Annotated in this window: 20 protein-coding genes and 1 riboswitch; of the genes, 13 read left to right on the forward strand and 7 right to left on the reverse strand. The window is 68.8% G+C overall.

What is annotated here, in order from left to right; genetic code table 11:
- Positions 1 to 20: 20 nt before the first annotated feature.
- Positions 21 to 1,415 (forward strand): sigma-54 dependent transcriptional regulator, encoded by a 1,395-nt coding sequence (locus RKE25_RS18965; RefSeq protein WP_311839643.1) that lies wholly within the window; start codon positions 21 to 23, stop codon positions 1,413 to 1,415.
- Between the two features lie 607 nt (positions 1,416 to 2,022).
- Here RKE25_RS18965 and lptG read toward each other — a convergent pair.
- Entirely contained in the window at positions 2,023 to 3,126 is a 1,104-nt protein-coding gene (gene lptG, locus RKE25_RS18970) for an LPS export ABC transporter permease LptG (RefSeq protein ID WP_311839644.1), read from the reverse strand.
- Positions 3,126 to 4,235: an LPS export ABC transporter permease LptF gene (gene lptF, locus RKE25_RS18975; RefSeq protein ID WP_311839645.1), complete on the reverse strand. Its 1,110-nt coding sequence runs from the start codon at positions 4,233 to 4,235 to the stop codon at positions 3,126 to 3,128. The genes lptG and lptF overlap by 1 nt, the downstream gene beginning before the upstream one ends.
- 101 nt (positions 4,236 to 4,336) lie before the next feature.
- On the opposite strand from lptF, the gene RKE25_RS18980 reads away from it, so the two are divergent.
- A complete protein-coding gene (locus RKE25_RS18980) occupies positions 4,337 to 5,827 on the forward strand; it encodes a leucyl aminopeptidase (protein WP_311839646.1) in 1,491 nt (496 codons plus the stop codon).
- Positions 5,828 to 5,898: 71 nt separating this feature from the next.
- The gene (locus tag RKE25_RS18985; protein WP_311839647.1) at positions 5,899 to 6,321 is read left to right on the forward strand and encodes a DNA polymerase III subunit chi; all 423 of its coding nucleotides are present in this window, start codon (positions 5,899 to 5,901) and stop codon (positions 6,319 to 6,321) included.
- A 57-nt stretch (positions 6,322 to 6,378) separates the two neighbouring features.
- Here RKE25_RS18985 and RKE25_RS18990 read toward each other — a convergent pair whose 3' ends face one another.
- Positions 6,379 to 10,011: a two-component regulator propeller domain-containing protein gene (locus tag RKE25_RS18990; protein WP_311839648.1), complete on the reverse strand. Its 3,633-nt coding sequence runs from the start codon at positions 10,009 to 10,011 to the stop codon at positions 6,379 to 6,381.
- Positions 10,012 to 10,156: 145 nt separating this feature from the next.
- Here RKE25_RS18990 and RKE25_RS18995 point away from each other — a divergent pair, with 145 nt between their 5' ends.
- The 5 genes from RKE25_RS18995 (at position 10,157) to RKE25_RS19015 (ending at position 14,881) form a co-directional block, all read left to right on the forward strand.
- Entirely contained in the window at positions 10,157 to 11,617 is a 1,461-nt protein-coding gene (locus RKE25_RS18995; protein ID WP_311839649.1) for a GTPase, read from the forward strand.
- Positions 11,618 to 11,742: 125 nt separating this feature from the next.
- Entirely contained in the window at positions 11,743 to 12,387 is a 645-nt protein-coding gene (locus tag RKE25_RS19000; protein ID WP_311842437.1) for a YceI family protein, read from the forward strand.
- Complete coding sequence (locus RKE25_RS19005; protein ID WP_311839650.1) at positions 12,384 to 12,962, forward strand: cytochrome b; 579 nt, start codon at positions 12,384 to 12,386, stop codon at positions 12,960 to 12,962. Before RKE25_RS19000 ends, RKE25_RS19005 begins: the two co-directional genes overlap by 4 nt.
- A complete protein-coding gene (locus RKE25_RS19010) occupies positions 12,959 to 13,522 on the forward strand; it encodes a YceI family protein (RefSeq protein WP_311839651.1) in 564 nt (187 codons plus the stop codon). Before RKE25_RS19005 ends, RKE25_RS19010 begins: the two co-directional genes overlap by 4 nt.
- 6 nt (positions 13,523 to 13,528) lie before the next feature.
- On the forward strand, positions 13,529 to 14,881 hold the full coding sequence (locus tag RKE25_RS19015; RefSeq protein ID WP_311839652.1) for a GTP-binding protein: 1,353 nt from the start codon (positions 13,529 to 13,531) through the stop codon (positions 14,879 to 14,881).
- Here RKE25_RS19015 and RKE25_RS19020 read toward each other — a convergent pair.
- The gene (locus RKE25_RS19020) at positions 14,868 to 15,119 is read right to left on the reverse strand and encodes a glutaredoxin family protein (protein WP_311839653.1); all 252 of its coding nucleotides are present in this window, start codon (positions 15,117 to 15,119) and stop codon (positions 14,868 to 14,870) included. The genes RKE25_RS19015 and RKE25_RS19020 overlap by 14 nt on opposite strands.
- Before the next feature lie 85 nt (positions 15,120 to 15,204).
- On the opposite strand from RKE25_RS19020, the gene RKE25_RS19025 reads away from it, so the two are divergent.
- From RKE25_RS19025 to RKE25_RS19040, 4 genes are all read left to right on the forward strand, one after another.
- Positions 15,205 to 16,587, forward strand: coding sequence for an L-serine ammonia-lyase (locus tag RKE25_RS19025; protein WP_311839654.1), 1,383 nt, complete (start codon positions 15,205 to 15,207; stop codon positions 16,585 to 16,587).
- A gap of 115 nt (positions 16,588 to 16,702) precedes the next feature.
- The gene (locus RKE25_RS19030; RefSeq protein ID WP_311839655.1) at positions 16,703 to 19,273 is read left to right on the forward strand and encodes a LysM peptidoglycan-binding domain-containing protein; all 2,571 of its coding nucleotides are present in this window, start codon (positions 16,703 to 16,705) and stop codon (positions 19,271 to 19,273) included.
- Positions 19,274 to 19,555: 282 nt separating this feature from the next.
- The gene (locus RKE25_RS19035; RefSeq protein ID WP_311839656.1) at positions 19,556 to 21,220 is read left to right on the forward strand and encodes an APC family permease; all 1,665 of its coding nucleotides are present in this window, start codon (positions 19,556 to 19,558) and stop codon (positions 21,218 to 21,220) included.
- A 134-nt stretch (positions 21,221 to 21,354) separates the two neighbouring features.
- Positions 21,355 to 21,621, forward strand: a complete 267-nt coding sequence (locus tag RKE25_RS19040) for a hypothetical protein (RefSeq protein ID WP_311839657.1) — start codon at positions 21,355 to 21,357, stop codon at positions 21,619 to 21,621.
- A 20-nt stretch (positions 21,622 to 21,641) separates the two neighbouring features.
- On the opposite strand, the gene RKE25_RS19045 is transcribed toward RKE25_RS19040, so the two are convergent.
- The 3 genes from RKE25_RS19045 to RKE25_RS19055 are packed head-to-tail and all read right to left on the reverse strand — an operon-like array spanning position 21,642 to position 24,999.
- Positions 21,642 to 22,730: a homoserine dehydrogenase gene (locus RKE25_RS19045; protein WP_311839658.1), complete on the reverse strand. Its 1,089-nt coding sequence runs from the start codon at positions 22,728 to 22,730 to the stop codon at positions 21,642 to 21,644.
- Positions 22,727 to 23,926 (reverse strand): cystathionine gamma-synthase, encoded by a 1,200-nt coding sequence (metB, locus tag RKE25_RS19050; protein ID WP_311839659.1) that lies wholly within the window; start codon positions 23,924 to 23,926, stop codon positions 22,727 to 22,729. Before metB ends, RKE25_RS19045 begins: the two co-directional genes overlap by 4 nt.
- 53 nt (positions 23,927 to 23,979) lie before the next feature.
- Entirely contained in the window at positions 23,980 to 24,999 is a 1,020-nt protein-coding gene (locus RKE25_RS19055; RefSeq protein ID WP_311839660.1) for a homoserine O-succinyltransferase, read from the reverse strand.
- A 79-nt stretch (positions 25,000 to 25,078) separates the two neighbouring features.
- Positions 25,079 to 25,193: riboswitch (SAM riboswitch) on the reverse strand.
- A 219-nt stretch (positions 25,194 to 25,412) separates the two neighbouring features.
- Here RKE25_RS19055 and RKE25_RS19060 point away from each other — a divergent pair.
- Positions 25,413 to 26,144 (forward strand): 2OG-Fe dioxygenase family protein, encoded by a 732-nt coding sequence (locus tag RKE25_RS19060; protein ID WP_311839661.1) that lies wholly within the window; start codon positions 25,413 to 25,415, stop codon positions 26,142 to 26,144.
- Positions 26,145 to 26,146 lie beyond the last annotated feature (2 nt).

A 26,146-nucleotide genomic window follows, 5' to 3' on the forward strand; every position in this document is an offset into this window, starting at 1 on the left:
CTGAAGCCTCGCTTGACGACATGACCCAACAGACCGTCCTCGTCATCGACGACGAGCGCGACATCCGCGAACTGCTGACCATCACCCTGGGCCGCATGGACCTGCAGGTGGATGCGGTCGGCACGGTGTCGGACGCGCGCCGCGCCCTGGAAGAGCGCACCTACGACCTCTGCTTCACCGACATGCGCCTGCCGGACGGCAACGGCCACGAGGTGATCGAGCTCATCGCATCCAAATACCCGGACATGCCGGTGGCGATGATCACCGCCTACGGCAACGTCGACGCGGCGGTGAGCGCGCTGAAGGCCGGCGCGTTCGACTTCGTGTCCAAGCCGGTGGACATCCAGATGCTGCGCCAGCTGGTGCGCACCGCGCTGCGCCTGGCCGAGGAGAAGCGCGCCGGCGGCGCAACGAAGACGGCCAGCTCCAGCGACCGCCTGATCGGCGACTCGCCGGCCATGCAGCAGGTCCGCGCCACTATCGGCAAACTGGCGCGCAACCAGGCGCCGGTCTACATCGCGGGCGAATCCGGCGTCGGCAAGGAACTGGTCGCCCGCCTCATCCATGAGCAGGGGCCGCGCGCAGCCGGTCCGTTCGTGCCGGTGAACTGCGGTGCGATCCCGTCGGAACTGATGGAGAGCGAGTTCTTCGGCCACCGCAAGGGCAGCTTCACCGGCGCCGTGAGCGACAAGGAAGGCCTGTTCCAGGCCGCCAACGGCGGCACGCTGTTCCTCGACGAAGTGGCCGAGCTGCCCCTGCACATGCAGGTGAAGCTGTTGCGCGCGATCCAGGAAAAGGCCGTGCGCCCGATCGGTGCGCGCGAGGAGATCCCGGTCGACGTGCGCATCCTGTCGGCCACGCACAAGAATCTTGCCGCGCTGGTCGAACAGGGCCAGTTCCGCCAGGACCTGTTCTACCGCATCAACGTGATCGAACTGCGCGTGCCGCCGCTGCGCGAACGCCGCGGCGACGTACCGCTGCTGGCCGGCTACATCCTGCGCCAGCTCGCCACCAAGAGCGGCGGCAGCCCCGGCCGCCTGCTACCCGGCGCGCAGCAGGCGCTGGAGAGCTACGACTTCCCCGGCAACGTGCGCGAGCTGGAGAACATCCTCGAGCGCTCGATGGCGATGTGCGAAGGCGACCAGATCGACGTCGCCGACCTGATGCTGCCCCAGCGCACCCCACGCACCGAACCCGCCACCCCCGGCACACCCCCACCTCCCACCGCCGCCCCTCAGACCGCCGCCGCGCCGACCGCAGACGGAGGCCTGGACGACTACATCAGCAATATCGAACGCACTGCCATCATCAAGGCGCTGGAAGAGTCCCGCTACAACAAGACCGCCGCCGCCAAGAAACTCGGCATCACCTTCCGGGCGCTGCGATACAAGCTGAAAAAGCTGGGGATCGACTGAGCTACATGGGGCCGGCTTTCGCCGGCCCTTTTGTTTTGGCGGCGCCTTAGCAAGCAGTTGGCCGATTTTTAGCAGCGTCTCCGCAAGCCCCGTCCCCTCATCCCGCCTTCTCCCCGGAGGGGAGAAGGAGAAGTGCTGTACCGAGGCAAGGACAAACAAGAGCGAGGCGAAGCCGATGCTCCGTCGTGCTCTTGATCTTCCGGGTTCCCTTCGCGGCGGTGAGGGCTGGACGATCAGGCCCGCGAAGCGGGGCGGGGGCAGGACGCCCCCGCCTTTTCGATCAGGGCAGGGATGCCCTGTCGAAAAGCCCGGCCAGCCCTCAACGCACCCGGAGCAGCGAAGGCTGCGGAGGGCGCCGCGCAGGGGGCCTTTTCTTCTTGGTTACTTCTTCTTTGGGCAAGCAAAGAAGAAGTAACTCGCTCTCCGGCAGGAGAGCGAAACCCTCGCCCCGCAGGGGCGAGACAAGGCTGGCGACCACGTCGCACCGGTTCCCGGCCTGCGCCGGAATGACGAGGATGGGAGCGCGAGGCGATCGTCAGCGCCCGACGTTGGGGTTCGCGAGCTCACCCCAACCTACGTAGGTAACCGCGGCGCCAGCGCCGCCAACCTAGCCGTGGCGCCGGAAATACAACCATGCCGCCACAGCAAGCAACACCGCCGGCAGCAAATTCGCCATCAAGGGCGGCACCCCATACACCGTGCCGAAATTCACCATCGCCTTCTGCAAGAAATACCAACCGATCGCCAGCAGAATACCGATGAACATCCGCTTCCCGAGGCCACCCGAGCGCAACGCGCCGAACGCAAACGGCATCGCGCACAACACCAGCACCAGCACGTTCAACGGATACAGCGCACGCGTCCAGAACGCCACCGCGTACACGCCCGGGTTCTGATTGTTGGCTTCGAGATAGCGGATATTGCGCCGCAGATCGCGCATCGGCAGGTACTGCGGCTGGATCACCGACTGCTCCAGCACCTGCGGATTGAGGCTGGAATCCCATTGCTCCGTCGGGCTGACCTTGCTGTGCGTGCCGGCGTCGTCCAGCGTGGTGCTGCGCACCTCGCTCATGATCCAGTGGCGCCCGTCGTGCTCGGCGGTCTTGGCCCAGTCGAAGCGCGTGAGCTGGCCGTCCTTGCTCAGGGTGAACACGCGCACGTCCGCCAGCTGCACCGTACTGCGCTCGCCGCGCTGCTTGGCCATGGCGGCCTTGGCATTGATCACGCGATCGCCGTCGCGCGCCCACAGGCCGGTGTTGCCGGCCATGCCGATGTTGCTGGACTTCATGCGCAGCTGCATGGCCTGCGCCTGGCGGTCGCCCCAGGGCGCGGCCGTCTCGCCAAGAATCACCACGCCCACGATCAATACCGCGACCACGCCGGCCGCGGAGGCGCCGATGCGCAATTTGGACATGCCGGCCGCGCGCAACGCAGTGAGTTCGCCGCTGGCGGCCAGGCCGCCGAGGCCGAGCAGGCCGCCGATCAGCGCCGAATGGCCGAACATCTCGTACATGCGGCGCGGGAAGGTGACCAGGATGTAGACCACCGCGTTGTTGAGCGTGTAGCCGTTCTTGCCCACCGCACCGAGCTGGCGCAGGAACTGCAGCACGGCGTCGAGGCCGGTCAGCAGCAGCCACACGGTGAGCAGCGAGCCGAGGACCGTGGTGCCGATCAGCCAGTCGACGCGCTTGGGCCGAAGCGACAAGGCCATCAGGCTTTACCCTTGCGCGGGGCGCGCGCCGTGTACTGGTTGCGGAACATCCAGGCCGCACCGGCGAACACCAGCAGGCTCACCAGCCACATCGGCCCGGCGTTGTGCCAGTGACCCTTGACGATCTGGCTGCGGCACAGCGCGAGCAGGTTGAAATAGAGGAAGAACGCGGCCACGGCCAGCAGCATGCGCCCGTAGCGCGGCTCGCGCGGACTCTGCCGCGACATCGGCAGCGACAGCATCATCAGCACCACGGCCATCAGCGGCACGGTGACGCGCCAGGCGAATTCCGCGCGCGCGTCGGCGCTGGTGGCCTGCGCGAGCGAAAGCGTATCCAGCGTGTGGGCGGGATCTTCGTCGCTGTCGTCGGACTGCACGTTCGACAGCGACGCGTCGTTGCGCGCGTACTGCATCTTGCGCCAGTTGTCGGCGCCCAGCGGCACCTCGTACTGCCAGCCGTCGTGCAGCGACAGATAACGGCCGTCGCCGCTGGTGTCCTGGTACAGCTGGCCGCCCTTGCCGGTCACCAGCTTGATCACCGGCGGGCCGTTTTCCTTGCCGGGACGCTCGGTGACCATCAGGGTGTTGCCCAGCACGCTGCCGTCGCGGCTGAGGCTTTCGACGAAGATGATGCCGCCCTTGCCCGGCAACGGGGTGAAGCGGCCCGCATCGAGGCCGGCGGCGATCACCGAGCGGTTGGCGTCGGCCACCAGCGCATCGGACGTGCGCGCGGCCCACGGCCCCAGCCACATCGAGACCATGCCCACCAGCAGCGCGAGCACCGCCGCCAGGATGCCCACCGGGCGCAGCAGGCCGGTCGGGCCCATGCCGGAGGAAGCGAGCACGTGCATCTCGCTCTCGCGGTACATCCGGCCCAGCGCCCAGAACACGCCCAGGAAGCCTGCCAGCGGCAGCAGGTTGGACAGGCCGTCGAGCATGTTCAGGCCCAGCACCTGGAACATCACGCTGGCCGGGAAGCTGCCGTTCGCCACCTGCTGAAGCACGCGCGCGAACGCCGAGCCGGCCATGATCACCAGCAGCACCACGGCCACGGCGGCGACGGTCTGGGCCAGCTCGCGCAGGAAGTATCGGTCGAGGATGCTCAGCATGAGGTAAAGTGAAAGGCTCCGTGCCTCGCCCCGCTCGGGCCCGGCAAACCCCAAGTCTAGCCTGTCCGCCCCCTGGGCAGGACCTCCGCAGGATCTTATCGATGACGCTCCAGTTCAGCCTTGGCCCCGTCGCCCCCGAAACCGTCGACACCCCTTGCATCGTGGTGGGCGTGTACGAGAACGGCGTGTTCAGCAGCGCGGCCGCCCGCGTGGACACCGCCGCCAAGGGTGCGATCAAGCGGCAGGTGGAAAGCGGCGACATCAGCGGCAAGGCCGGCAGCACCACCGTGCTGTTCGCGCCGGAAGGGGTGACGGCGCGGCGCGTCCTGGTGGTGGGCCTGGGCAGCCAGAAGTCGTTCGACGGCGCGCGTTACCAGAAGGTGTGCCTGGAGGCCGTCCGCGCCCTGGGCCGGCTGCCGATCGACGCGGCCGTGTCCTGCCTCACCGAGATCGACGTGCCCGGCCGCGACGCCGCCTGGCGCGTGCGCACCGCCGCGCTCGCCGCGGACCACGCGGCCTACCGCTACACCGCTACCTTCAAACCGCGCGAAAAGAGCGCGCAGCCCGAACTGGGCGCCATCGCCTTCGCCGGCGGCGACGACGGCCAGGCTGGGCTGATGCAGGCCGCGGCCATCGCCGAAGGCGTGCGCTTCGCCCGCGAGCTGGCCAATCTGCCGCCGAACATCTGCAACCCCGCCTACATTGCCAACCAGGCGCAGTCGTTCGCCGAGGCGCACGACAAGGTGACGTGCCGCGTGCTCGACCACGTCGAGATGGAAAAGCTCGGCTTCGGTTCGCTGCTGGCCGTGGGCCGCGGCTCGGCCAACAAGCCCAAGCTGGTGGTGCTCGAATACCAGGGCGGCGCCGAGGGCGACAAGCCGTACGCCTTCGTCGGCAAGGGCATCACCTTCGACACCGGTGGCATCAGCCTCAAGCCCGGCGCGGGCATGGAGGAGATGAAATACGACATGGGCGGCGCGGCGGGCGTGCTCGGTACCTTCGTCGCCGCGGTGAAGATGGGCCTGGCGCTCAACCTGGTTTGCGTGGTGCCGGCGGTGGAGAACATGCCCGACGGCGACGCGTACCGCCCCAGCGACGTGCTGACCAGCCTGTCCGGCCTAACTATCGAAGTGCTCAACACCGACGCGGAAGGCCGCCTGATCCTGTGCGACGCGCTGACCTACACGGCGCAGACCTTCCAGCCGAAGACGCTGATCGACGCGGCCACGCTCACCGGTGCCTGCCTGATCGCACTGGGCAAGCACGCCAGCGGCCTGATGAGCAAGCACGACGACCTGGCCGCCGAACTGCTCGCCGCCGGCGAGGCTGCGCTCGACCGCGCATGGCGCCTGCCGCTGTGGGACGACTACCAGGTGCAGCTCGATTCGGGCTTCGCCGACGTCGCCAACATCGGCGGCAAGAACGCCGGCGCCATCACCGCCGGCTGCTTCCTGGCCCGCTTCACCGAAGGCCAGCGCTGGGCGCACCTGGACATCGCCGGCACTGCCTGGGACGAAGGCCGCAAGGGCATGGCTACCGGCCGTCCTGTGCCGCTGCTCGCCCAGTGGCTGATCGACCGCGCCGCGGAGTAAGCACGAGACCGCAAGGGGCGGCGGCCCGCCGCTCCTTCCGTTCCCCCTTCCCTGTTCCCGTCCTCGATTCCATGCCACGCGCCGACTTCTACCTGATCGACAAGCCGCGCTTCCGCGAACAGCCGCTGCTGCTGGTGTGCGAACTGGCCAAGCGGGCGTATGCGGCACAGCAGCCGACGCTGATCCTGACGCGCGACTTCGCGCAGGCCGAAGCCATTGACGAGCTGCTGTGGGATTTCGACGCAGACGCCTATATCCCGCACCAGATCGCCGGCGACGACGACGACCAGCACACTGCCGTGCTGGTCGTGCCGCCCGGCGTCGATACGCCGGACCGCCCGCTGCTGATCAACCTGCGCGAGACCTGCCCCAACGGCCGCTTCGAACGCGTACTGGAAGTGGTGGCGGCCGAGCCGTCCGAGCGCGAGGGTTCGCGCACGCGCTGGGCGGAATACAAGCGGCTGGGCATGGACGTCGCGAAGTTCGACATGTAAGCAGCGAGCGACGGCGGCCGGGACGCAAAGCAGCCCGGTTGCGATCATCCGCCAGCCTCAGGTCCCCGCCAGGGTCGGCGCGTCGTGCGTCGCCTCGGCCTGCACTCCGTCCTGGACGTCTTGCGTCGACGCCGCGCGCCGCACACCGAGCAACGCCTCGGCCAACTGCTCGCCGGTCAGCGGCTTGCGCAGGAAGCCGTCCATGCCGGCGGCCTTCGCACGCTCTTCCTCGTCGCCGCCGGAGCGCGCGGTGATGGCGATGATCGGCAGGTGCGCCGCCGCATCCTCGCGCTGGCGGATCAGTCGCGCGATCTGGAAGCCATCGACGCCGGGCAGATCGAGGTCCAGCAGCATCGCGTGGTATTCGCCCTGCGCCAGCTCGGTCATCGCCGCCAGGCCGTTGCCGACGTAGCTGACGTGATGGCCCTGCTGCTCGAGCAGGCCGCGCACCACGGCGGCGACGATGGTGTCGTCCTCCACCAGCAGCACGTGCAGTCCGCCGCCGTCGGGCGCGCGTACCGCCGGCGGTGCATCGTCGCCTTCCTCGCGCACCACTTCGAGCGGCAAGTGCAGGTGGAAGCTGCTGCCGTGCGCCACCTTCGACTCCAGCTCGATGTGTCCGCCCATGAGCGCGACGAGTTCGCGGCAGATCGCCAGGCCCAGCCCGCTGCCCGCGCGGCGCTGCGGGCTGCTGGCCTGTTCGAACCGCTGGAACAGGCGCGCCTGGCTGGCCTCCGGAATGCCCGGGCCGGTGTCGATCACGCTGAAGCGCAGCTCCCCGGCTTCGCGCGTGGCGCGCAGGGTGACGCTGCCGCGCTCGGTGAACTTCAGCGCGTTGTTGGCCAGATTGAGCAGGATCTGCTGCACGCGCAGCGCGTCGCCCATCACGCGCGCCGGCAAGTCGTCGGCGATCTCCAGGTGGAAGGCGAGGCCCTTGGCCTTCGCCTGCCCCTGCTCCAACGCGGCCACGTCGCGTACCAGCGCGCGCGGATCGAACGGCGCCGGTTCGAGCGAGAACTTGCCGGCCTCGATGCGCGCCAGGTCCAGCGCATCGTTGAGCAGCTTCAGCAGCATCTTGCCGGAGCGCTGGATCGCTTCGGCGTACTCGTGCTGCTGCAGACCCAGACCGCTGTTGAGCAGCAGTTCGGCCATGCCGAGCACGCCCGTCATCGGCGTGCGGATCTCATGGCTGAGCGTGGCGAGGAACTGCGTCTTGGCCGCGCTGGCCTGCTCGGCCAGGCGGCTGCGCTGTTCGGCCAGCTGCATCTGGTGACGCTGCGCCAGGCGGCGGCGCCATACCTGCAACGCCATCAAGACCATCGCCACCACCGCCAGCACGTACAAGCCCCAGGCCCACCAGCGCTCCCACGGTGGCGCCAGCACGTGGATGTGCAGCGGCTCCGCCACGCGGCCCCACACGCCATCGGCACCCGCGCCCATCACGGTGAGCGTGTAATCGCCCGAGGGCAGGCTGGCGAACTCGCGCTCGCCGCGCGTCTCGGTGTCCACCCATTCGGTGTCCAGGCCGTCGAGATGGAAGCGGTAGCGGTTCGCCGCCGGGTCGATGTATGAGAACACGCGCGCCTCGATGTTGAGGCCGCGGGCGCGCCAGTCCAGTTCGAGCGGCCCCTTTCCCAGGGGCACGGACTGCAGGCCGTTGCGTCCGCGCACGCCGATGCCGGTGAACGCCACCGGCGGGGCCGGCGGTTCGAACTCGTCCTGGTCGGGGTTGAACGCCACCACGCCGCCCATGGTGGCGGCGTAGATGTAGCCGCTCGGCATCACCGCATAGCCGCGCATGAACTCGCCGTTGGTCAGGCCGTCCTGCAGCCCGAACTTGCGGAACGCGCCGCGCTCCGGGTCGTAGCGCCACATGCCGTCGCGTCCGAGCACCCAGACGCGGCCACGCTTGTCCAGCGCCATGTCCGTTACGTTCACCGCGGGCCAGCCGGCGCGCGCGTCCACCTTGCGTTCCAGCACCAGTCCGTTGGCGTCGCGGCGATAGCGTTCCAGACCGTCCGGGCGGGCCAGCCAGGCCGTCTTGCCGTCCGCGGTGAATACGAAGGCATCTACTTTGCGATCGCCGCGCACGCCCGGCACAGGCTCGAAGTGGTCGTGCGTGGCATCCAGCCGCCACAGGCCACCGTCGCTGGCATACCAGAACGCGCCCGCGGTCAAGGTCAGCTGCGCGCCCCAGCGCGTCTTCTCCTCCGCGGGAAGGAAAGTCACCGGCGTCACTTTCAGCGTGTCCTGGTCCACGCGATACAAGCCTTCGGCGAAGGTGCGTGCATAGAGCTTGCCGTCGGGACCGAGCTCCACCTCCAGCGGGTGCACCATCGTGTTGCCGGTGGTGGGCACGCGATCGAACTTGCCGTCCGCATAGCGGTAGAGACTGCCCTGCGTGGCCACCCACAGGCGGCCCTGAGCGTCCTCGGTCATGCCGATCACATCGCCACGCATGCCGGTGATCACGGGCTCGGCCTTGCCGGTGGCCGGGTCGAGCTTGTCCACGCGGCCGCCGCGCTGGCCTACCCATACGCGACCGTCGCTGAGCCCGCGTGCCATGGTCGTGGCCACCGAGTCGCGCAGGCTGTTCTTGTCTTCGGGGATGTGGGTGAAGCGGCTGATGCTGTTCCAGCCGGGCGCCAGGTAGCCGACGCCGCCATCGAACAGCGTCACCCACAGGCCGCCTTCGCGGTCCTGCAGGATCTTCCACACCCACGTGCCCGGCAGGCTGCCGTAGAGCAGCGGCTGGTTGAGCACCGGCTCGACCGGCCCGCCGCGGTGCATCTGCAGATACAGGCCGCGCTGGGTGCCGATCCACAGGCGGCCGGCGCTATCGCGCGCGCTGCTGAGCACGTTGAAGTCGGCAATGTCCTTGCAGAATTGCCGGGCCACACCGTCGGCGCCGACGACCAGCAGGCCATGCGCGTCGGCGATGCGCACTTCATCGCCTTCGCCCTCGATGTTCCAGGGCGAGAAAATCTGCTCGGGATTCTCGCGCGGCACCTTGCGGAACGTGCCGTCCGTCTCGCGCACGTAGACCGAGTCGTCGGTGCCGATCCACAACCGGCCCTTGGGATCGAAGTACAGCGCGCCGACGGCGCCGAAGCCGCTCGGGTCGTTGCTCGGCGGCGGCGCGGCGATATGGTCGAAACCGCTGCCGTCCGGGCGCATGCGGTCCAGGCCGTGCTGGGTGCCGATCCACAGCGCGCCGTCCGGGGCCTCGGCGAAGCTCCAGACCTTGTCGCTGCTGATGCTGTCGGGGTTGGCCGGATCGTGCGGCCAGTGTTCGAAGCTTTGCGTGACCGGATCGAAGCGGTTGAGGCCCGCTTCCAGCCCCGCCACCCACAGGCGGCCATGGCGGTCGAACAACAGGGAAGCGACGCCGTTGTCGCCGACCGAGCGCGGATCCTCCGCCACGTGCCGGTAGACCTTGAACGACACGCCGTCGTAGCGGGCCAGGCCGCCCTTGGTGCCGAACCACATGGCGCCGTCGGGTGCCTGGGCCACGGCATACACCGTGCTGCTGGGCAGGCCATTGGCCGTGCCGTACCGGCGGAACTGGGGCGTGGGCAACACGTCGGTTGCCGGCGCCGCGGCGCGGGCCTCCGTCGGCGCCGCGGCCGCATGGGCAGCAGGCGCCTGGGGCGCGAGCAGGGCCAGGCCCAACAGCAGTGAAGACAACATGAATATCCCCCCGATCCGGGCGATCATGCCAAATCGGGAAGGCGGGTTCGAGAACGAAAGTGTGAAAATCGTCTTCACGAGGACGGCTCCATAAGAAGCCTACGCACGAAGCCTCCCCCGGAACCCTCCAACTAGAATGTCCGCCATGCCCCGTCGCTTCCGCCTGCTGTTGGCCGCGCTCGCCCTGGCCGCCCTCGCCTGGCTGCTGTTCGCCGCAGCCGAACGCGCCCTGGCCCTGGCCCAGCGCTTCCTGCAGCTGCCGGCGTGGCTGCAATGGACGCTGGGCACGGCGCTCGGCCTGTTTGCCTTGGCGGGGCTCTCGGTGCTGTGGTGGCTGCTGCGGCCGCGCCGCGCACGCCGACCGGTGCCGGCCCCGGATCGCTCGACGCTGGAACGCCGCATCGATCAACTGCAGGAACGCGGCGCCGACACCGGCGCGCTTTCGGCCGAACTGAGCGAGCTGGATCGTCGGCGCACGACGGCGCGGGTCTACATGTCCCTGTTCGGCGAGATCTCCACCGGCAAGTCCACCCTGGTCCGCGCGCTCGCGCCGCATGCCGCCGCGCCGAGCGACGTGCGCGGCGGCACCACGCGTCAGGTCGTGCACGTCGACGCCGCCTTGCCTGACGGCCGCGCGCTCACCGTCGCCGACGTGCCCGGCAGCCGCGAAGCCGGCGGCGAGAAGCGCGAGGCGATGGCGCGCGAGGAGGCCTTGCGCTCGCACGTCGTCGTCTACGTGTGCGCCGGCGATCTCACCCGCACCCAGGCCGAGGAGGTGCGCTGGCTGGCGGCCTTCGGCAAGCCGTTGCTGGTGGTCCTCAACAAGGCCGACCAGTGGAGCGAAGCCGAGCGAACGCTGCTGCTCGAGCGCCTCCGCCACCAGGCCGGCGAGGAAGCCGCGGACGTCGTCGCGGTGAGCGCCGGTGGCGGCGAGCGCTTCCTGCGCCAGTTGCCGGACGGTTCCACCGAACAGGTCGAACGCCAGCGCAAGCCCGCCATCGAACCGCTGCTCAAGGCCATCGCGCGCCTCGCCGCACCCGGCGCCGCCGGCCTGGAGCCGCAGCGCGAACGCGCTGTGCTCGCCGGCCTGCACGAGCGGGTCGGCTCGCTGGAAACGCAGACCCGCGCCGCCGAGGCCGAGCGCATCGTGCGCCGCTACGCGCGGCGGGCGGTGGTCGGCGCGCTGGCGGCGATCGCGCCAGGCAGCGATCTGGTGATCCAGGGCGCCCTGGCCGCCGCGCTGACCCGCGAACTGGCGCAGTTGTACGGCGTGCCCGCCAGCGACGTGCAGGTCGACGATTTCGTGCGCCAGGCCAGGCTCACGCTGCGCACCGGCAGTTCCCTCGTACTCGCCATCGCCGGCAATGCGTTGAAGGCATTCCCTGGCCTGGGCACCCTGGGCGGCGGCGTGCTGCACGCGTTTGCGTACGCGCTGATCTTCGACAGCCTCGGCCGCGCGCTGGCGGCCTCGCTAGCCGAACGCAAGACGCTGGACCAGGCCGACGCGGCGGCGAAGCTCAAAGGTTTGCTGGCCGACGGCAACGGCGCTCGGGTCAAAGAGCTGGCCGTGCTGACGATGGAGGCTTGGAAGGAGCGCGAGACGTAAGGAAGGGCAGCGCGGACAAGGCGAAACTGAAAAAGCGAGCGCCGAGGTAAGGCATGAAAACGAAACAATCCGTTCCCGACGAAGCCGCTGGCGCCACTCCGATCGATCGTCCAGACTTCCCCGCCATGTCCACCGTACGCGCCACCGTCCGAGCTTTCGCCCTAGCGTTCGCGCTGGCTGCCGGTGCCGTGCAAGCCGCGCCGGCCACATACCGCTACGACACCACGCATAGCCAGATCGTCTTCAGCATCGATCACAACGGCTTCTCCCGGCCGTTCGGGCGGCTGCACATCGCCAAGGGTTGGCTGCGCTTCGATCCCGACGACTGGAGCCGCTCGGCTACCGAGCTGGATATCGACCTCGCTTCGCTCGACATGGGCGACGAGGAATGGAACAAGGCCGTGCTCGGCCGCGCCTACCTCGACGGTGCGGGGTCGCGCTATGCGCATTTCGTCTCCACCGCAGTCGAACGCAAGGACGCCGGCAGCGGCGTGCTGCGCGGGCAGCTGACCCTGCGCGGCGTGACGCGCGAGGTGGAGCTGCCATTCACTGTCAACCGCAACGGCAACACCATCTACGGATTGCATACGGTGGCGGGTTTTTCGGCCCGTACCACACTGGACCGCAACGACTTCGGCATCACCGCCACCCCTAATTCCATCGGCCGCACCGTCACGGTGTGGCTGGAACTGGAAGCCATCCTGGACAGCGACAAGCCGGGCAACGGCAAGTCGGACGACACCGGCAAGACCGACAAGGAGATGCCATGACCCTGCGTAGCAACGACCGCCAGTGGGGCTCGGTCGCCAAGTTTTTCCATTGGACGATGGCTCTGCTGATCGTCGGCAACGGCATCTTCGGCCTGTCGATGGACCTGGCCGGCAGCAAGATGCAGCAGATCACCTGGCTGGCGCTGCACAAGTCGATCGGTTTGACCGTGCTGGCGCTGTTCCTGCTGCGCCTCCTGTGGCGCTGGCGCGACGGCCGGCCGGCGGAGGATCCGGCACCGCCCTGGCAGCACCGCGCCGCCCATGTCACGCACGGCCTGCTTTACCTGCTGATCGCAGCCATGCCGCTCAGCGGCTGGTGGTTCAACTCCGTGGTGGGCAAGCCGCTGCAGTTCTTCAAGCTGTTCAACCTGCCGGCGATCGGCACGGCAGACCAGGAAGGGGTCGGCTTTGCGCACGCCGTGCACGAATACCTGTTCTGGTTCCTGGTGCTGGTGCTGGTCGCCCACGTCGGCGGCGCGCTGAAGCACCATGTGTTCGATCGAGACAACACCCTGCTGCGCATGCTGCCTTTCCGCCGCCCGCGCGCCACTGACGGCCAAGGAGACCGCTCATGAAACGTTCCGCCATCCTCCGCTTCGCTCCGCTGCTGCTTGCCCTCGCGCTGCCCGGCATCGCCGGCGCCGCGGACTACACCGTGCAGCCCGGGGGCAGCACGCTCGGCTTCACCGGGAAATTCCAGGGCGAGGCGTTCCAAGGCACGTTCGGCAAGTGGACCGCCGCCATCAGCTACGACGCGGCCAAGCTGGCCACTTCCAAGTTCGACGTCGAGGTGGACCTTGCCAGCGTGAAGACCGGTGACAAGGATCGCGACGGCGCGCTGCCGGGCGCTGACTTCTTCAACGTCGCCAAATTTCCGAAGGCGCATTTCGTCACCACCGGCTTCCGCCAGAACGGCGCGCAGGTGATCGCGGACGGTAATCTCACCTTGCGCGGCGTGACCAAGCCGGTGAGCCTCAACGTCACCTTCAAGCCCGCGGGCGCCGGTGCCACCCTCGATGTGTCCGGCACGCTCAAGCGCCTGGACTTCGGCGTGGGCGGCGGCGAATACGCCGACACCTCGGTGATCGATGGCGACGTGAAGGTGAACGCGCACCTCGTGCTCGCCGCGAAGTAAGCGCGCATGGCCGATCTTCCGCTGTGGCGGCGCCTGCGCGGCTGGCTGGGCCGGCCGGAGGCGAACGCCGCGCCGGCGCCGGCTTCGCAGCACGCGCGGGAGCGGATGGTCGACAGCCTCAGACGCCTGCTGGACGATCCGGGTATTCCGCCGGCCATCCGCGAGGAACTGGCCGGCGATTTCAGTCGCGTCGAAGGCATGCTCGACCGGCTGGAACGCGGCGAACTGCACGTGGCCGTGTTCGGCCGCGTGTCGGCCGGCAAGTCCGCGCTGGGCAATGCGCTGCTCGGACGCGAGGCATTCACCGTCGGCGTGCTGCACGGCACGACCACGCAGGCCGAACAGGCGGCGCTCGACGAAGCGCGCGAAGAAGGCCTGGTGCTGATCGACACGCCCGGCATCAATGAACTGGACGGCGAGGCGCGCGAGCGCCTTGCCTTCGACGTCGCCGAGGTCAGCGACCTGGTGGTGTTCGTCGCCGACGGCGACCTCACCCGCGACGAGCTGGATGCGCTGAAGACGCTCGCCGCCACGCAGCGCCCTGTGCTGCTGGCGCTCAACAAGGCCGACCGCTACGCACACGCCGAACGCGACGCCCTGCTCGCGCAGCTGCGCGAACGCGCACGCGGGCTCGTGCGCGAGGAAGACGTGGTCGCCGTGGCCGCCCGCCCCACGCCGGCACGGCGGGTGGACGTGGATGAACGCGGCCACGAACGAACGCACGAACAGACCGCACCGCCCGACGTCGCCGCGCTGCGCGAACGCCTGCTCGCCATCGCGCGGCGCGAGGGCAAGACGCTCTCCGCGCTCAACGCCGGCCTTTACGCGAGCCGGCTCACTGACCAGGTCAGCGCGCGCATCGCGGAAAGCCGGCGGCGCCTGGCCGACCGTCTGATCCGCAACTACTGCCTCGCCAAGGGCGTGGCCGTCGCGCTCAATCCCATTCCCGTGGCCGATCTGTTGGCCGCGGCCGGCATGGACGCGGCGATGGTGCTGCAGCTCTCCCGCGTGTACGGCCTGCCGCTGACGCGCGCCGAATCCGGGCGACTGGTTGCGGTGATCTCCGCGCAGCTCGCCGCCCTGGTGGGCGCGGTGTGGGGCATGCAGTTGGCGGCGTCCGCGCTGAAAGGCGTGAGCGCTGGCCTGTCAGTACTGGTCACCGCGGCGGCGCAGGGCGCGCTGGCCTGGTACGCCACGGTGCTGATCGGGCGCGCGGCCGAGCATTATCTGGTGGCAGGCAAGTCCTGGGGCGAGCTGGGCGCCAAGCGCGCGGTGGCGGACATCGTGGCGGGGCTGGACCGCGATTCGATCCTGCGCGAGGCGCGCGAGGAAATCCTGCGCCGGCTCAGGTCCCGCTGACCGCCGGCGCGGACGCCAGGAAGGCGCGCACCGCCGCAGCATCGAACGGCCAGTCCAGCTCGCGTCCGTCGCACAGGTGCCGCAGCACGGGCACGCGGGTGCCGTAGCGTTCCTCCAGCGCCGGATCGTCGTCTACCCACAGGCTGTCGAAGTCCGGTGCACGCGCCTCGGCCATGACTGCCAGGGCCTGGTCGCACAGGTGGCAGTAATCGCGCTGGTAGAGGATCAGGTCGGCCATGGGAACAGACGGCGGCGTACGGACTGCCAGGGGACGGGGGCGTGCGTAGAATAGCGGGTTCCCCCTTCCAGCCCCGCATCCCGCCATGGCCGTCAGCGTATTCGACCTCTTCAAGATCGGCATCGGGCCGTCCTCTTCCCATACGGTGGGTCCGATGCGCGCCGCCGCCCGCTTCGCCGAGCGCTGGCTGGAGGAAAAGGGCGTGCTGGACCGCGTCGCGCGGTTGCGCGCGGAGCTCTACGGCTCGCTGGCGATGACCGGGCGTGGCCACGGCACCGACAAGGCGGTGTTGCTGGGCTTCGAAGGCGAACATCCCGACACCGTCGATCCGGACCGCATCCCCGAAGTGCTCGCGCGCATCCGAAGCACCAAGCGCCTGCGCGTGCTCGGCCGGCACGAGATCGAATTCGACGAGAAGCGCGACCTGGTGTTCAACAAGCGCCAGAAGCTGCCGTTCCACACCAACGGCATGCGTTTCACTGCCTATGACGCCGAGGGGCATGAGCTGGGCACGCGCGACTATTACTCGGTAGGCGGCGGCTTCGTCGTCAATCAGGACGAGGCTGCCGAAGACCGCATCGTCGCCGACACCACCGCCCTGCCCTACCCCTTCTCCACCGGCGACGAGATGCTCGCGCTGTGCGCGCAGCACGGCATGACCATCGCGCAGCTGATGATGGAGAACGAAAAGGTGTGGCGCAGCGAGGCGGAAACGCGCGCCGGCCTGCTCAACATCTGGAAGGCCATGCAGGACTGCGTCACGCGCGGCCTGCGCTCGCCCGGCGTGCTGCCCGGCGGCCTGAAAGTGGCCCGCCGCGCACCCGCCATGGCGCAGGACCTGCGCGGCCAGCCGGAGGCGGCGCTCAAGGATCCCCTGACCATCCTCGACTGGGTGAACCTCTACGCGCTGGCGGTGAACGAGGAGAACGCCGCCGGCGGCCGCGTGGTGACCGCACCTACCAACGGCGCGGCCGGCATCGTGCCGGCGGTGCTGCACTACTACTTCCGTTTCTGTCCGAAGTCGAACGACGACGGCGTGATCGAATTCCTGCTCACCGCGGCGGCGATCGGCATTCTCTACAAGGAGAACGCCTCGATCTCCGGCGCCGAGGTCGGCTGCCAGGGCGAAGTCGGCGTGGCCTGCTCGATGGCCGCCGGCGGCCTCACCGCCGCGCTGGGCGGCAACGTACTGCAGGTGGAGAACGCCGCCGAGATCGGTATGGAACACAACCTCGGCCTGACCTGCGACCCGATCGGCGGCCTGGTGCAGATTCCCTGCATCGAGCGCAACGCGATGGGTTCGGTCAAGGCGATCAACGCCAGCCGCATGGCGCTCAAGAGCGACGGCAAGCATCGCGTGTCGCTCGACAAGGTAATCGCCACCATGCGCGACACCGGCCGCGACATGAAGGACAAGTACAAGGAAACCTCGCGCGGCGGCCTGGCGGTGAACGTCATCGAGTGCTGATGCGCTCGGCGCGCGGCGGAAGTCACGCCGCCGTCACCTAGGGAAACCCCTTATTGCAGCTCCATGACGGCGAGCGCTGAATGCGCCGGTCTTTTTCGCCCTTGGAGCTCGCGCCATGTTTCCCGTCGACGCAGGAACTTCCGTCCGCTACACACCGCCCGCCGCGCCGCCTGCGCCGCCTCCGCACGTGGTGAAGCCGCAAGACACGGTCGCGAGTGTCGCAAAAACTTATCAGGTCACGCCGGAAGAACTTGCGCGCACCAACCACATCACAGTGGATGCGACGCTCACGCCCGGGCAGCAGCTGCAGCTGCCGCCGAACGCAGTGCAGCCGGTCAAGGACGATACGCAGACCGCCAAGGCGCCGGCCACGCCTGCGGAGAAGACCGACGCGGCGATCGCCGCGTACGAGAAGGCGGTGAAGGATCGCGATGATGCGATCCGCAATGCGCCTCGCAACGGCGCGCTGCGCTCTGAGATCCGCCAGGACGCCGACGACACGGTGGACAAAGCGAAGACGGCGATGAACCAGGCGATCCACGACGAGATCGCCGGCGAGGTCGCGTCGCGCAACCAGGGCGTGCCCGGCCCGTTCCGCACGCCCACCGACCAGATCGCCAAGAGCGCCGGCGACGCGATCCTCGCGCGCCACCAGGGGGACGCCACCGCCACGGGCCTGATCAAGGACGGCGTGCACGACTATCAGGTCAAGGCCAAGGCCGATTCGCTGATCCCCGGTTACTACGGCGACTGGAGCGCAGCGGACAAGCTCAAAGGCATCAACCTGCAGGGCCAGCCCAAGGAAGTCGTCGACGCGGTGCTCGCCGATCCGCGCGTCAAGCAATGGGTGGCCGACGCGGCGCACGATGCCGCGGGCAAGTCCGCGGCCGACTGCGCGAAGTACCTCGCCGATCTCTCGCGCCAGTCGCCCGATCTGGGCCGCGCGGTCACCACGCAGTGGTGGAACGCGCAGGACGACCGCTCCTGGCTGTCGAGCAACAGCGAAGTGCTGAGCGCCATGTCCGATCCGGCGATCTACCGCGACCTGGGCGTGGTCTATCGCAATCTCGGCGGCAGCGATGCGGGCCAGGCGATGCAGCGCGACTTCGCCAGCGACGTGGCGAAGTACCTGGAGAAGAACTCCATGCTCGCCAACCGCACGGACGTGGCGCAGGCGATCTCCGACGGCGGCGATCCCGCGCTGGCGATCGCGGTGGCGAGCGACCTGCAGGCCGACGGCAAGCAGGACCTCGCCTTGCAGATGGTCGGTTCAGTGAAGGCCGGCATGGCCACTCTGCAAAAAGTGACGCTGAAGCAGGACATGGAGGCCTACGCCAAGCAGACCGAGGAGCTCAACAACCTGATCAAGGATCTGGGTCCGGGTCTCACCGACGAGCAGAAGCAGAAGGCCATCAAGAGTTACATCGACGGCAAAGGCAAGGACTGGCAGGACCAGCTGAAGGCACACAAGGACAAGCTGGTCGCCGACGTGCGCGCGCTGGACCTCGACGTCACCTCGCTCACGGACGTGCCGGACAACCTCAAGGCCTACGGTCTCTCGAAGGAAGGCGCCGCCAAGCTCCTCGACGATGAGACCACCAAGCAGTCGATCGAATTCGCGGCCACCCAGGACCCCAGCGTGTTCGAAGGCAAGGAAGGCGGCGAGGCGGCCAAGCTCTATATCGAACTGGGTCACAAGGACAAGGATTTCACCGCTGCCATCGGCAAAGCCTACGTGGTGAGCAACCTGATGCCCGCGCTCGGCGAGATGAATCCCTCCGACGACGCCAGCATCGCCAAGGTGAAGCAGACGCTGGAATCGTTCCGCGGTATCGGCGCCAAGATGCTGGGCATTCCCCAGGGCGAGGTCGACAAGGGCATCGACAAGCTGGAAGACGTCGTCAACTCGCTGCGCACGGAAACGCTCGAAGACGCCAAGCAAGGCAAGGCGGTCAACGAGTTCGCGGCAACGCAGAAGGAGTTGAATGAGCTGAAGGAACTCCCCTTCAGCGACGCGAAGGCCGGCATGCTGTTCCGCACGATGGCGCTGGGCATCACCGGCGCGGCCTTCATCAGCCAGACCGGCAAGACCATCGACGACCCCAGCGTGCAGAACGTCATCGGCTCGCTGGCCTTCGGCCTCGACCTGGCGCCGGCCAAGAACGCGATGATCGGCACCATCCAGGCGCTGGACAAGAACAACGTGCTCCAGCAATGGGGGCACGAGGCGCCGGAACTCACCGAAAAGTTCATCGGCGCGCTCAACGTCGCGTACTTCGCGGCGGGCGCGATCAAAGGCGTCGCGGACCACGACTATCCCACCGCGATCTTCTCCGGCGTGGGCGCGGGCGGCGCGGCGCTGGCGGCCTTCGGCGGCGAGGAAATGCTGGGCGGCTTCGCGGGCCCCATCGGGATTGCGGTCGCCACCGTCGCGGTGGTCGCGCTGCACTTCGTCGAGCAGCACCACAAAGAGCAGGAATACAAGGAAGCCCAGAACAAGTTCCTGGAGGGCGCGGGCATCGAGAACAAGGACGAGCGCGAAGCGCTGATCGGTGCCGGGCCCGACCAGCTCAACGCCATGCGCGCACGCGGCATCGAGCCGGAGCGCATCCAGGAGATCGCCGACACCGACCCGCAACTGCTGCATATCGCATACGGCACAGACCCGCAGGGCCGGCCTTACTGAGCCGGGCGCGCTGCCGCGGCATGGAAGGGGCGCCTGTGGCGCCCCTTTTTCTGCGGCCCGGGCTCGCAGGCGCCACCGTACCCTGCCGAAGGTAGCCGCGCCTCGTGGTGTCGGGGGGAAATGTTGCGGCGCGCCATGCATTTGGCGCGCCCTTTCCGAGGGCGAGTCACCGCGCCGGTCATGTCTTCCGCAGGCTGACAGCCGGGCTGGGGGCTGTCATCATCCCGCCCTTGTGCCGTCCGAGGGGGCGGCCGTTCGAGATCCATACCTGCGGGAGTCTGCATGTCCTCTTCCAGCTCGATCCGGCGCGAAGTCGGTCCCTTCGCGCTCATGCTCACCGGCCTGGGCTCCATCATCGGCTCGGGCTGGCTGTTCGGCGCATGGCGCGCGGCAGGCCTGGCCGGTCCCGGCGCCATCTGGGCCTGGGTGCTCGGCGCGGCGATCATCATGACCATCGCCCTGACCTACGCGGAACTGGGCTCGATGTTCCCCGAGTCCGGCGGCATGGTGCGCTACAGCCACTATTCGCACGGTTCTCTGGTGGGCTTCATCGGCGCATGGGCCAACTGGATCGCGATCGTGTCGGTGATCCCGGTCGAGGCGGAGGCTTCGGTGCAGTACATGGCCTCCTGGCCGTGGCAGTGGGCGCAGGACCTGTACGTGCACATGCCGGACGGCCACGGCGAGCTGACCCCGCCGGGCCTGGGAATCGCTGCCGTGCTGGTGATCGTGTACTTCCTGCTGAACTTCTGGAGCGTGAAGCTGTTCGCCCGCTCCAACACGGCCATCACCGTGTTCAAGCTGATCGTGCCGGCCGCGACCGGCCTGGCGCTGATCGCCAGCGGCTTCCACAGCGAGAACCTCTCGGTGGGCGTGCATGGCGATTCGCACGCCATCGACTTCGCCGCCGTGCTCACCGCCGTGGCCACTGCGGGCATCGTCTTCAGCTTCAACGGTTTCCAGAGCCCGGTGAACCTCGCCGGCGAGGCGCACAACCCAGGCAAGAGCATCCCGTTCGCGGTGATCGGCTCGATCGTGCTGGCCACCATCGTCTACGTGATCCTGCAGGTGGCCTACCTGGGCGCGGTGCCGCCGGAGATGCTGGCCAAGGCCGGCTGGCACGGCATCGACTTCCGCTCGCCGTTCGCCGAGCTGGCGATCATCGTCAACCTGCATTGGCTGGCGATGCTGCTGTACGTCGATGCCTTCATCAGCCCCAGCGGCACCGGCATCACCTACACGGCCACCACGGCACGCATGATCTATGGCATGGAGCGCAACGGCACGATGCCGAAGATGCTCGGCCGCATCCATCCGAAGTGGGGTATCCCGCGGCCGGCGATGTGGTTCAACCTGGCGGTGTCGTTCCTGTTCCTGTTCTTCTTCCGCGGCTGGGGCACGCTGGCGGCGGTGATCTCGGTGGCGACGATCATCTCCTACCTCACCGGCCCGGTCAGCGCGATGACCCTGCGCCGCACCGCGCCGAATCTGCACCGGCCGCTGCGCATCGTTGGTCTCCCGGTGCTCGCTGGCGTGGCCTTCATCATGGCGACGGAACTGCTGTACTGGGCCAAGTGGCCGCTGACGGGCGAGATCATCCTGCTGATGGTCGTGGCGCTGCCGGTGTACTTCTATTACCAGGCCAAGAATGGCTGGGAGGACTTCGGCCGCCAGCTCAAGGGCGCGTGGTGGATGATCTTCTACCTTCCCACCTTGGCCCTGGTGTCCTGGGCAGGCAGCACGATGTTCGGCGGCAAGGGCTATCTCAGCTACGGCACCGACCTTGCCGTTGTCGCGGTGGTCGGCCTGGTGTTCTACGTATGGGGCGTGAAGTCCGGCTGGCGCACGCCGTCGGTCGATGCAGCCGAGCGCGAGGCGAGCGCGCATCCGGGCGAACCCCTGGTGCCGCCGGATGAGTACGAAGCGGAACGAATCACGCGGCGCTGATGGGTACCCTGCTCCAAAAAAAAGCGCGGCATGTCCGCGCTTTTTTTCATCCCGTTATCGGGCTCACCAGTAACCCGTGATGCGATAGCATGCAGGCTAGGCCAGCCGGCCCGGCCAATATCAAGGAGGATGGCATGACACCTTATCTGTGGTTCGGCGTCGCGCTGCGCGCGATTGGGGCATGGGCCATCGTCTCGGGTCTTGAGCTGGGCGTGTCGGGATTCAACATCGTGCGCGGTCTCAGCGGCGCCACGGAATACATGGCCTGGGCCTACTTCAATCAGCTGATCGCGCACGTAGCCATCGGCCTGGTGCTCATCCGGTTTGCGCCCATGCTGGCGCAATGGGCGTATCCGCGTTCTCGCACGTCCGCCATTGAAGAAGAGAACGCCGAAGCCTGACCCGTCGGCGTTCCTCTCCCTCAGGCGAGGGCCAGCACGTCACCCAGCAAAGCCTGCGCCGTCACTTCCGGCCCCGCGCCCGGCCCTTGGATCACCAGCGGCTGGGCGTGGTAGCGCGTGGTGGTGAGCGCGAACTGGTTGTCGGTGCCGTACAGGCGGGCCGCCGGATGCGTGGCGGGGACTTCGACCAGGCCGACGCGCGCCTTGCCGCGCTGGTTGAGGCGCGCCAGGAAACGCAGCGCGCCGCCGCGCGCCTTGGCCTCGGCATGGCGCTGCGCCAGGGGTTCGTCGAGTTCCTCCAGGCGTGCGAGGAAGGTTTCCGTGTCCACCGCGCGAAGCGATTCGGGCACCAGGCTTTCCACTTCCACTTCGTCCGTTCCCAAGGCGAAGCCCGCATTACGGGCGATGATCAGCAGCTTGCGCGCCACGTCTTCGCCGGAGAGGTCCGAGCGCGGGTCGGGTTCGGTGTAGCCGAGCTTGCGCGCTTCGCGCAGCAGCGCAGAGAACGGCTGGCTGCCGTCGTACTGGTTGAACAGGTAGGACAGCGAGCCGGAGAACACGCCCTCCAGGGTGAGCAATGCATCGCCACAGGCGCGCAGGCGGCGCAGGGTGGAAAGCACCGGAAGGCCCGCGCCGACCGTGGCCGAGTCGCCATAGCGGCCGCCTTCGGCCACGGCCGCCTGCAGTGCGCGCCAGCCCGGAAGCTCGCCGCCGGCCAGAGCCTTGTTGGCCGTGACGACGTGATAACCGCGCGCCAGCCAGTCGGCGTGGCGCGCCGCGAGCCCGGCATTGGCGGTGGCGTCGATGATGACCTTCGCAGCCGCACCGCTGGCGTCGAGCGCCTGCAGCAATGCCGCATCGTCGCGAGGTTCGCCGTGGCTGCGAAGCTTCTCCCGCAACGCGCGATCGGCCAGCTTTTCCGGCTCGGTCTGCTGCCGGCGCGAGTTGGCCGCGCCGACCAGGCGCAGCGAAGCCGCCGCCGGCGTGTTGAGCAACTTGAGCAACGCACCGCCGACCACGCCGGTGCCCAGCAGCACGATGGCCGTGCCCGACGCGGCGAATGCGGGACGTTCGGCCGTCTCGACGGCTTCGGCCAGCACCGCGCTCATGCGATCACCCGGCGTTTGGCGGCCAGCGAAGCGAAGGCACGCGCAAGTGCGGCGTCGATGTCGCGCACGAGATCGTCGCCATCTTCGATACCGACCGAAAGGCGCAGCAGCGTATCGGCGATACCGGCGTTGCGGCGCGCCTCGGGCGCCATCGAAGCGTGCGTCATCGAAGCCGGGTGCGCGACCAGGCTCTCCACGCCGCCCAGCGACTCGGCCAGCGAGAAGAACTGCAGGCCATCGACGAAAGCCTCGATCTGCGGCACGTCGCCTTCCAGCTCGAAGCTGAGCATGGCGCCGAAACCGGACTGCTGGCGCGCAGCCAGCGCGTGGCCCGGGTGCGCTTCCAGGCCCGGGTAGTAGACCTTGCGCACGGCCGCATGACCGTCCAGCACCTCGGCGATGCGCTGCGCGTTCTCCTGGTGCTGACGCAGGCGCACGCTGAGCGTGCGCAGCCCGCGCAGGGTCAGGAAGCTGTCGAACGGCGCACCGGTCAGGCCGTTGCAATTGCCCCACCACTTGAGCTGCTCGGCGACCGCGGCATCGCGCGCGATCACGGCGCCGCCTACGACGTCGCTATGGCCGTTGATGTACTTGGTGGTCGAATGCACGACCACGTCGGCGCCCAGCAACAGCGGCTGCTGCAGCGCAGGCGACAGGAAGGTGTTGTCCACCACCACGAGCGCTCCGACCGCGTGGGCGGCCTGCGCCACGTGGCGCACGTCGGTGATGCGCAACAGCGGATTGGACGGGGTCTCCACCCACACCAGCGTAGGCTTGGCGGCAAGCCCGGCCGCCAACGCGACGCTGTCGGTGAGGTCCACGAACTCGACGCTGAAGCGTCCCTTCTTCGCCCATGCATCGAGCAGGCGCCAGGTACCGCCGTAGCAATCGTGGGCGGCCAGCACGCGGCCGCCCGCCGGCACCAGCTCCAGCGCCAGCGCCACCGCGGCCATGCCGCTGGCCGTCACCACGGCACCGGCGCCCTGCTCCAGCTCCGCCAGCGCGTTGCCGAGCTGGTCGCGCGTCGGGTTGCCGCTGCGCGAGTAGTCGTAGGCGCGCTTGCCGCCGAGGCCGTTGAAGGCGTAGTTCGTCGACAGATGCAGCGGCGGCACCACCGCGCCGTGCTGAGTATCGGTCTCGATGCCGGCGCGCACCGCGCGGGTGAGGGTGCTACAGGGGGCGGTAGTGTCGCTCATGGCAGTGTTCCTTAGCTTCTTGTCCGGTGCGGCGATGGTGTGACGGAAAAAGTTCAGGCCAGCGCTTCGCGCAGCAGCGGCGCGAGGCGATGGGTTTCCTTGAGGAAGGCGTCGTGGCCGTACGGCGACTCGAGCACTTCGAGCGTGGCCGGGCCATGCAGGCGACGCTGCAGTTCGCATAGGTCGGACAGCGGCACCAGGCGGTCGGACGGAAAACCGATCAGCGTGGCGGGCGCGGCGATGCGCTCCGGCGTCACGTCGTGCAGGTCGATCGACTCGGACAGCGCCAGGAAGCGCTCGACGTCGAAGCGCTCGACGAAGCGGCGGCCGGCATGTTCGAGGTAATCCTCGACGGGGAAATGGAAACGTCCCTCGCGGAATTCCGGCGCGGCGGTGAAGCGACGCGCGAACTCCTCGCTGCCGCGATAGGTGGTCATGGCCAGCTGGCGCGCCAACGAAAGGGCCTGCTCCGGCTGCCCGGCTTCCAGGCCCAGGCGCACGATGCCGCGCTGCACGGCGCGCTGCGCGGTGGACAGCGGGTGCGGGCGGTGCGCACCGGCAAGCAGCACCAGGCGGTCCAGCGCGTAGGGATGGCGGGCGGCGAAGGCCAGGCCGGTCATGGCGCCATAGGAGGAGCCGACGAAGGCGTGCACGCGGCCGATGCCCAGCGCCTCGACCAGGGCGGCCAGGGCGTCGGCCTGGTCCTCGCTGGAGACGGCGGAGGCGCCGTCGAAGTCCGCTGGGGTAAGCCAGTCGATCGACAGGACGCGGTAGCGGTCCAGATCGATCGGCCGCCCGGCACCGACGGCCTCCTGCCACCAGCCGGGCGCGGTCTCGTCGTCCAGTGCCACCACGTCGCGGTGGGCGGAGATGCCGCCCTGCACGATGACGGTGGGCGCGTCGGGCGCACCGCACCACAGGTAGCGCACATCGACTTCGCAGGGGAGGCTGCCGTACTTGGGGGTGAAGCGGATGCGGCGGGAGCTGCGCTGCGTGGTGAGGTCCGCGCGGACGGCACCCGCCGGGGTACAGGGCGTGGCGGCGGTGGTGGCGGACAAGGGCTGGCTGGACATCTCGCTCTCCGGTTCGGGCATCGCCCTGCGGATCCGGAGAGGTCGCCACGCGAACCGGCACGATTGCCGGCACGAAGCTCGCCCATCTCTCGGCGGCGCTTCAGCGCCTCCGCAGGAGTTGGCACCGTCGCGGGCGGATCCCGCAGGTTGCCCCGGCTTCAAAGGGCCTGTCCCTCAGCCGGTCTCGATGAGTGACGGGCACTCTATCGGCGCATGGAAGGCGATGTCAATAGTTTGGACGTCTAAACGTCTACACATCCACACGTCCGATCGTCGATCGGCTTTGGACGTCCGAACGGTCCCAGCCCTTGCAGGGCAAGGGATCCGCGCGCCACCGGGCGCTCCCGCCCGCCATGCCGCGCCCCCTCGGCGGCGCTATGCTTGGCCGCTTTCCCACTCCCCCCGGGACACTCATGACCGACCCCGACCACCAGGCCGCCTCCCCCCAGGCCCTGCGCGGGCTGCTCCGCGCCGACGGCTTCGCCTTCGTCGCCCACCGCGCCATGCAGGACCTGCTCGGGGGCATGGCGGACTGGGCCGCCTTCGCGGCCAGCTGGAATGACCTGGGACCCGACGACTACCTGGCCGCGAAAGGCCGCCAGCGGCGGCGGCGGCACGCCGTCTTCGCTGCCGGGCCGGAGGGGCCGTTCGAGCGGCGCGAGCACCAGCCGCACTACCAGAGCCTGGACTACAACCGCTTGCAAGGGGGTATCGAGCGCTGGTTCGAGCCGATCCTGCCGGAGGTCGCCGAAGGGGCCAGCCTGCAGGGCATCCTGCGTTTCGCCCGCGATTTCTTCACCCCCCTGGCGCCCCAGGTCGCCCGCTGGCATGTGGAGGTGCACCAGTTCCGCATCGAGGCCCGGGCCGGCCTGGCAGGCGAGCCCACGCCGGAAGGCGTGCATCGGGACGGCGTGGACTATGTACTGGTGCTGCTGGTGGACCGGGAGAACATCGAAAGCGGCACCACCACCATCCACGGCCCGGACGGCCGCCTGCTGGGCAGCTTCACCCTCACCCACCCGCTGGACGCCGCGCTCGTCGACGACGCCCGGGTCTTCCACGGCGTCACGCCGGTGACGCCGCGCGACCCGTCGCGGGCGGCGCACCGGGACGTGCTGGTGGTGACGCTCCGGAGGCATGAATGAGG

Origin of the sequence: Dyella sp. BiH032, from assembly GCF_031954525.1 — a bacterium.
Lineage (GTDB): Bacteria > Pseudomonadota > Gammaproteobacteria > Xanthomonadales > Rhodanobacteraceae > Dyella_D.